The following is a 7,982-nucleotide window of genomic DNA, read 5'->3' on the forward strand; positions in this document are numbered from 1 at the left end:
AACCCTTGTAGTGGCCTGCGATGGAGATCAGTTCAGCGCTCAATTGCTGACAGAAAATCCGCGCCTTGGTGTCGCCCTTGACCCCGGCCAGCGCACGACCGCGCATCGGGCCGTATACATGGATGTTGCCATCGGCGAGAAGTTCCGCCCCCGGACTGACCGAGGACACCACCACCAGATCGCCACCCTGGGCATATATCTGTTGGCCACCACGTACTGGCGTGGTGATTACGCGGGTCGCTTTGATGGTCGGTTCAGGCGGTTTTTCCGGTTTCTTTTTGACTTCGGCTTCCGGGGTTTCCAGCGGTCGCTCACGGGCGCCGGACGGCGGCAGCACCGGAATGTCGATGGCGATGGCGGCGGCGATGTCTTCGATGCGGCTGGCACGAATCGCCAGGGTGCGCAGACCATGTTGGCGGCACACGCGCATCAGGCCCGGCAGATCGACGGCGCCTTCGCTCGGCGGCAGTTTGTCCAGCGCCAGAACCAGCGGCGCGTTACTGAAGAAGTTCGGCGCCTGGGCGACTTTGGCGGCCAATTGCCGATCGAGGCTTTCGAGGTCGTTACGGGCCAGTTCCAGCACAGTGATGGCCAGCATGCTGCCCTTGAGCTGGAATACGGGATCTTGGTCTAACGGTTCGGTTTGGCTCATGTCGGCATACAACGGCTTGTCACTAAAAGTGCCGAGACTTATAACGAGAACGCCCGCGAGCCGCAAGCCGGGTCGAACGATGTAGAATGCGCGGCCACTGTATTTACGGAAGCTTTAATGGATCGCCCGCGTTTTCGAAGAGCATTTCTTTCTCCACGCTTCTGGCCGCTCTGGTGCGGTCTGGGGCTTTTATGGCTGATCGTGCAGTTGCCGTATCCGGCCTTGCTGACCATCGGTCGAGTTTTGGGCGCGTTGATGTATCGCGTGGCCGGCGACCGGCGGCGCATCGCCAAGCGCAATCTTGAGTTGTGCTTCCCGGAAAAATCCGCCGCCGAGCGCAAACGCCTGCTCAAGGAAAACTTCGCCTCCACTGGCATCGCGTTTTTCGAGATGGCCATGAGTTGGTGGTGGTCCCGCGAGCGTCTGGCCAAGCTGGCTCACGTCGAAGGCCTGGAGCATTTGCAAAAGGCCCGGCGCGAAGGCAAAGGCGTGATCCTGATGGCGGCGCATTTCACCACGCTGGAAATCGGCGCGGCGTTGCTCGGTCAACAGCACACCATCGACGGCATGTACCGCGAACACAAAAACCCGTTGTTCGATTTCATCCAGCGTCAGGGCCGCGAGCGGCACAACCTCGATTCGCTGGCGGTGGAGCGCGACGACGTGCGCGGCATGCTCAAGTTGCTGCGCTCGGGCCGGGCGATCTGGTACGCACCGGATCAGGACTACGGCGCCAAGCAAAGTATTTTTGTGCCGCTGTTTGGCATTCAGGCGGCGACCGTGACTGCGACCACCAAATTTGCCCGCTTGGGCAAGGCGCTGGTGGTGCCGTTCACTCAGGAGCGTCTGGCCGACGGCAGCGGTTATCGCCTGACGATTCACCCGCCGCTGGAAGATTTCCCCGGCGAGAGCGAAGAGGCCGATTGCATCCGTATCAATCAGTGGGTAGAAAGCGCTCTGCGAGCCTGCCCCGAGCAATACCTGTGGGCACATCGCCGCTTCAAGAGCCGTCCACCGGGCGAGCCGAAGCTGTACGCCAAACGCGGTTGATTGATCCATCCTTTTAAGCACCATGGAGTGTTGCGATGAGCCCAACTGAGCCGGTTACAGGTTTGATTCTTTCCGGCGGCGGGGCTCGGGCGGCGTATCAGGTGGGGGTGTTGGCGGCGATTGCCGAGTTGTTGCCGCTGGGCGCCGACAATCCGTTTCCGGTGATCGTCGGCACCTCGGCCGGGGCGATCAACGCCGTGAGCCTGGCCAGTGGCGCGACGGATTTTCGCGCCGCCATCGAACGCCTGACGCTGTTCTGGCAAGGCTTTCGCAGCCATCGCGTGTTGCGTAGTGACTGGCCGGGGGTGATCCGCCAGGCCAGCCGCTTCGTCAGCCACAGCTTGCTCGGCATGGGCCGGCACCTGCCGGTGGCGCTGCTCAACAGTTCGCCGCTGCGCGATCTGCTCAATGAAAAACTGCACATGCCCGGCATCGCCGAGTCCATCGCGCGCAAGCAATTGCACGCGGTGGCGGTGACTGCGTTCGGCTATGAGTCGGGGCAGGCGGTCACGTTCTATCAGGGCGGCGGCAAGATCGATTCGTGGCTGCGGCATCGGCGCATCGGTGTGCCGACGCAATTGTCGGTGGAGCATCTGTTGGCCAGTTCGGCGATTCCGCTGCTGTTCGCGCCGGTGAAACTGGGCGATGAATATTTTGGCGACGGTGCGGTGCGGCAATCGGCGCCGATCAGTCCTGCGCTGCACCTTGGCGCCAGTCGCGTGCTGGTGGTCGGTGTCAGCGGCAACCCGCGCGGGTTTGATCCGCAGCAGCCGCTTGAACGCAGCTACACGGGGCAACAGCCGACGTTGGCGCAGATTGGCGGGCACATGCTCAACAGCACGTTCATCGACAGCCTGGAGAGCGATATCGAGTTGTTGCAGCGTCTCAACCAGTTCAGCCATTTGATGCCCGCCGGTACGCCGACGCGCGAATTGGGCGTGGCGCCGGTTGAGGTGCTGGTGATTTCGCCGAGTCAGCCGATTGATGAAATCGCGGCACGCCATCGTCAGGAATTACCGGCGGCATTGCGCTTGTTCTTGCGTGGGCCGGGGGCGACCAAGACGAGTGGGGCGGGGGTGTTGAGTTATCTGCTGTTCGAGGCGGGGTATTGCAGCGAATTGATCGATCTGGGGCGGCGTGATGCGTTGGCCAAGCGTGAAGAGCTGTGCCGGTTTTTGGGGATATCCGCAGCGGTGGTTCCGGCCTGAGATCTGCGCTGAGGCCTTCGCGGGCAGGCTCGCTCCCACATTGGAACTCGGTCGAATGTGGGAGCGAGCCTGCTCGCGAAGCTTTTACGATCAGAAGTGGAATTTCACCAGGAAGCTGGTCACGTTCTGATTGGTGGTGAACGCACGGGTGTCGTCGATCCCGTACTTGTCTTTCCAGTAGTCGTACTCGACACCGACATACAACTGCTTCTCGCCGAAATTCAGCGCCTTGCCCAAGTCGTATTTAACCTGTGGGTTGAAGTGCAGGTTGGCGTGGTATTCGCCACGGTTGTTGACGTCGTTGTCGACGACCCAGTCCATGTAGCCGTCGATCAGCACGTTCGAATCGCCGACCGGAATGGTGTAGGACCACACTGGCGTGATCTGCCAGACGTTGTCACCCGGGCGCGAGCCTTCGGTGTGGCGCTGGTAGAAGTTCAGCTGGAAGTAGTCGAAGCCCGGGATGGCCAGGTCGAAGCCCGGACCGATCAGGTAGGACTCGGTGTCACCCTCGCCGAACTCGTAAGTCATCGCCAGCAGGACGTCTTTGATCGGGCCGAACTCGATCTTCTGGTCGAGCACCTTGCCCAGCGAGATACGCGGGCTGAACTCGCCGTAGTAGGTGTTCGGGCCGTTGTTGAAGTCCTTGTCACCGTTGTAGAAGATCTTGTCGACGAACAGGAAGTTGTCCCCATACTTCCACGCGTCGGCGTGCTCGAAGGTGACGGTCTGCTGAATCGCAGGGTTGACCTTGAAGTCTTTGCCATAGAGGTAGGTCAGGCTGTTGTTCTGCCACTGCAGCAGGCCATCGGCCATGGCCTGGCCGCCGGCCAGCATCGATCCCGCGAGCATCAGGCTGGTGCACATACGTTTCATTCGGTTGCTCCCAAAGTAGGTGTTCCACGTTTATTTTTTTTAAGATCGGCGCTCTGGTGTGGCGCCTTTTTTCGTTGCTGCAAAAGTCATCCGATCGGTCAGCTTCTGTGTGTTAGCAAAAGCTGAGCCAAGGCTTTCGAAAAGCAAAAAAACGCCCGATCGGCTGCTGAAAAACAGTCGATTGAGCGTGTTTTCGGGATGCCTCGGTACTGGCCGGGGCCGGGATAAGTTGGCCCGTCGGTCAGGAATTAAATCCGGGCTTTTTTTTAGACCGAATTCATGAGGCCGCGGAGAATACTGACTCCTTGGCCAGCTCTCAAGTGCCCCGCAACAGAGCACCGACGACAGGTATGGGGCACGGTTGCGCGTCATCTTAAAAGTGCACCTTCACCAGCAGGCTGGCGGTGTTCTGGTTGGTGTCGAGGTTGTGGCTGTTTTCGACCCCGTATTTATTTTTCCAATAACTGTATTCGGTGCCGACATACAGCTGCTTCTGGCTCCAGCCCAGGGCTTTACCGAGGTCGTATTTGATCTGCGGATTGATGTGCAGGTTGGCGTGGTAGGTGCCGCGCGAGTTCTCGTCGTTGTCGACGACCCAGTCCAGATAACCGTCGATCAACAGGTCGGAATTGCCCAGCGGAATGCTGTAGGACCAGCCCGGGGTGATCTGCCAGACACCGTCGCCGGGGCGCGGGCCTTCGGTCTGGCGGCGGAAGATGTTCAGGGTGACGTAGTTGAAGCCCGGCACTTTCAGGTCGAAACCGGGGCCGATCAGATAGGCCTCGCTCTCACCTTCGCCGTACTCGTAAGTCATCGCCAGCAGCACGTCCTTGATCGGGCCGAATTCGAGCTTCTGGTCGAAGATCTTGCCGAACGAGAAGCGCGGGGTGAATTCGCCGTAGAAGGTGTGCGGACCTTTGTTGCGGTCTTCCTGGCCGTTGTAGAAGATCTTGTCGACGAACAGGAAGTTGTCGCCGTACTTCCACTTGTCGGCGTGCTCGAACGTCACCGTCTGCTGGATCGACGGGTTGATCGCGAAATTCTTGCCGTACAGGTAGCTCAGGCTGTTGGTCTGCCACAGCAGTAAATCGCCGGCCATGGCTTGACTCGCGGCCAGCAGGCCACCCCCCAACAGCATGTTTGTCTGAGTACGAATCATCTGTTGCTCCCTCTTGTTTTTATTTTTAAGGCGCAGAGCTGTTTTTCCCTGTGGGAGCGAGCCTGCTCGCGAAGGCGTTCTTTCAGTCAACTGATGGGTTGAATGTCATACCGCTTTCGCGAGCAGGCTCGCTCCCACAAGGGGGGGGTCGTGTTGCTGTTAATGCTGATGTGCGTGGCAGTCGTTGATGGCTGCGCGCTCGGCGCCGCCAAGGATGTTGAACAGCAGGTTCAGCGTCAGCGCACTGAGCGTGGCCATGGCGATGCCGCTGTGGGTGATCGGGCTCATCCACATCGGCAGATGCGCGAAGAACTCCGGACGCACCACCGGGATCAGGCCCATGCCGATGCTCACCGCCACCAGCAATTGGTTGCGACGGTCGCCGATGTCGGCTTCTTGCAGAATCTTGATCCCGGTCGCGGCGACCATACCGAACATCGCAATCGCTGCACCGCCCAACACCGCTGGCGGAATCGACGCCACGAGGAACGCCGCTTTCGGCAACAGGCTGAGGACGATCAGCAAGCCGCCGGCGACGATGGTCACCGAGCGGCAACGCACGCCGGTCATCTGCACCAGGCCGATGTTCTGCGCGAAAGAGGAGTGGGTGAAGGTGTTGAAGAAACCGGCAACGAACGAGGCGCCGGCATCGCACAGCAAGCCGCGACGCAACATGCGTGGGCAGACTTCCTGCCCGGTAATTTTGCCCAGCGCGAGAAACATCCCGGTGGACTCGACGAAGATGATCACCACCACCAGGCACATCGACAGGATCGGTGCGAGTTCAAATTTCGGCATGCCGAAATGCAGTGGGGTGACGAACTGCACCCATGGCGCGTTGGCCATGCCGCTCAGATCGACCATGCCGATCGCGCCGCACAACAGGTAGCCGAAGCACATGCCGATGAGGACGGAAATGTTCACCCAGAAACCGCGCATGAAGCGGTGGATCAACAGAATGGTGCCCAACACCAGGGCGGCGATGGCCAGATAAATCGGTGAGCCGAATTGCGCGGCGGCGGCACCGCCACCGGCCCAATTCACGGCCACGGGGAACAGCGACAAACCGATCGAGGTGATGACCGTGCCGGTCACCAGCGGCGGGAAAAAGCGTACGACCTTGGACATGAACGGCGCGATGATCATGCCGAAAAATCCGGCAGCGATGGTGGCGCCGAAGATCCCTTGCAGACCGATGCCGGGCATGCCGGCCATGGCAACCATGCTGCCGACGGCGGCAAAACTGGCGCCCATCATCACTGGCATGCGAATGCCCATCGGGCCGATGCCCAAGGACTGCACGATGGTGGCGATACCGGCGACCAGCAGGTCAGCGTTGATCAGGAAGGCGATTTCTTCACGACTCAGGCCAGCGGCCTGTCCAATGATCAGCGGCACCGCGATGGCACCACCGTACATCAGCAGAACATGTTGCAAACCGACCAGGATCAGTTGCAAAAGGGGCAATCGCTGAATGGCGGGTGCGTCGGGGATGCGCGCTTTGGACAGCTCGGACATGCAACACCTCGGATCTTTTTTATTCTTGTGATTGAACAGCTGCCGGGTTGCTCACAGCTGTTTCTGTGCATCATTTATGTGTGGTCAGAGAAATTTTGTGGCGAGGGGATTTAGCGAAACGTCGCACCGCCCCGATGGGCTACGAAGTAGCCCCAAAATCTGCAATCGCAGTGCATCAGGCAGATGGCAATTGCAGGCTTTGCGACGGCTGCGCCGCCGATCGGGGATAAATCCCCTCACCACAGGTAAATCCTCAACCACAGGTAAATCCCTTCACCCCCAAAAGCCTGCTTTTACACAGGCTTTGGCGTGGCTTAGTTGGTCTGGGCTCCCTGGGCGATCCATGCACCGATCAGGTCACGTTCCTGCTGGGTCATCTGAGTGATGTTGCCCAGAGGCATGATCTGCGAGGTGATGGCTTGCGCCTGAATGCGCGCCGCGTTCTGGCGGATCTGCTCAGGGGTGTCGAACATCACACCCGCGGGTGCAGCGCTGAACAACGGGCTGGTCGGTTTGGCCGAGTGGCAAACAGCGCAGCGTTCTTGAATCACGCTGTGCACTTTGTCAAAACCAGGACCTGCGTTGGAGGCTTGCGCCGGAGCTGCGGCAGGTGCTGCTGCGGGTGCAGCAGGTGCCGCCGCTTCAGCCGGTTTCGCGCCACCACCCAGTGCTGTTTCCGGCAGCGGTTGGTACTCGATTTTTGCAGGCGCCTTGGCCACTTCCGGAGCGGTCGACATCGGTGCAGGACCGGTGACGTACGCCAGAGTGATCATGCCCACCGCTGCCACCGGCAGGGTCCAGGCAAACTTGTGGCTGTCGTGGCGGGTGTTGAAGTAGTGACGCACCAACACCGCCAGCACCGCGATCCCGGCCAGGATCAGCCAGTTGTACTGGCTGCCATACGTGCTCGGGAAGTGGTTGCTGATCATGATGAACAGCACCGGCAGGGTGAAGTAGTTGTTGTGACGCGAACGCAGCAGGCCTTTCGCCGGCAGTGCCGGGTCCGGCGTACGGTTTTCGGCAATCGCCGCGACCAGTGCACGTTGCGCCGGCATGATGATGCGGAACACGTTACCGACCATGATGGTGCCGATGATCGCGCCGACGTGCAGGTACGCACCACGACCGCTGAACACCTTGCTGAAGCCATATGCCGCGCCGATGATCAGCACGAACAGAATGAAGCCGAGCAGGGCAGGGCGTTTGCCCAGAGCGGAGTCGCACAGGAAGGAGTAGATGAACCAGCCGAGGAACAGCGAGCCGATACCGATGGCCACGCCTTCAGGACCGCTCAGGGTGCTGCCCGGAGCCAGCAGGTAGAGCGTCGGATTGGAGTAGAACACCACGCACAGCAGCGCGATACCCGACATCCAGGTGAAGTAGGCTTCCCATTTGAACCAGTGCAGGTTCTCCGGCATCGACGGCGGGGCCAGTTTGTATTTTTCCAGGTGATAGATACCGCCGCCGTGGATCGCCCACAGATCACCGGCAAGACCGGTTTTCGGGTTGACGCGGTTGA

General features: G+C 60.1%; 7 protein-coding genes. 2 read left to right on the plus strand and 5 right to left on the minus strand.

Annotated features, from left to right (window positions below):
• On the minus strand, window positions 1-652 hold a 652-nt coding region (gene minC / locus ACIOWE_RS29250; protein ID WP_401398410.1), incomplete at its 3' end, for a septum site-determining protein MinC.
• 117 nt (window positions 653-769) lie between these two features.
• Here minC and ACIOWE_RS29255 point away from each other — a divergent pair.
• On the plus strand, window positions 770-1,702 hold the full coding sequence (locus tag ACIOWE_RS29255) for a lipid A biosynthesis lauroyl acyltransferase (protein WP_401398411.1): 933 nt from the start codon (window positions 770-772) through the stop codon (window positions 1,700-1,702).
• A gap of 35 nt (window positions 1,703-1,737) precedes the next feature.
• Window positions 1,738-2,910, plus strand: a complete 1,173-nt coding sequence (locus ACIOWE_RS29260) for a patatin-like phospholipase family protein (RefSeq protein ID WP_401398413.1) — start codon at window positions 1,738-1,740, stop codon at window positions 2,908-2,910.
• A 90-nt stretch (window positions 2,911-3,000) separates the two neighbouring features.
• On the opposite strand, the gene ACIOWE_RS29265 is transcribed toward ACIOWE_RS29260, so the two are convergent.
• The 4 genes from ACIOWE_RS29265 to ACIOWE_RS29280 form a co-directional block, all read right to left on the minus strand.
• The gene (locus ACIOWE_RS29265; RefSeq protein ID WP_064118621.1) at window positions 3,001-3,786 is read right to left on the minus strand and encodes an outer membrane protein OmpK; all 786 of its coding nucleotides are present in this window, start codon (window positions 3,784-3,786) and stop codon (window positions 3,001-3,003) included.
• 373 nt (window positions 3,787-4,159) lie between these two features.
• Window positions 4,160-4,945, minus strand: a complete 786-nt coding sequence (locus ACIOWE_RS29270) for an outer membrane protein OmpK (RefSeq protein WP_401398415.1) — start codon at window positions 4,943-4,945, stop codon at window positions 4,160-4,162.
• 159 nt (window positions 4,946-5,104) lie between these two features.
• The gene (locus ACIOWE_RS29275) at window positions 5,105-6,463 is read right to left on the minus strand and encodes a nucleobase:cation symporter-2 family protein (RefSeq protein ID WP_401398417.1); all 1,359 of its coding nucleotides are present in this window, start codon (window positions 6,461-6,463) and stop codon (window positions 5,105-5,107) included.
• Window positions 6,464-6,777: 314 nt separating this feature from the next.
• Window positions 6,778-7,982, minus strand: a 1,205-nt coding sequence (locus ACIOWE_RS29280) for a urate hydroxylase PuuD (RefSeq protein WP_401398419.1), incomplete at its 5' end; no start/stop codon positions are given.

The organism is Pseudomonas sp. NPDC087598, assembly GCF_044743525.1.
In the GTDB taxonomy this organism is placed as follows: Bacteria; Pseudomonadota; Gammaproteobacteria; order Pseudomonadales; family Pseudomonadaceae; genus Aquipseudomonas.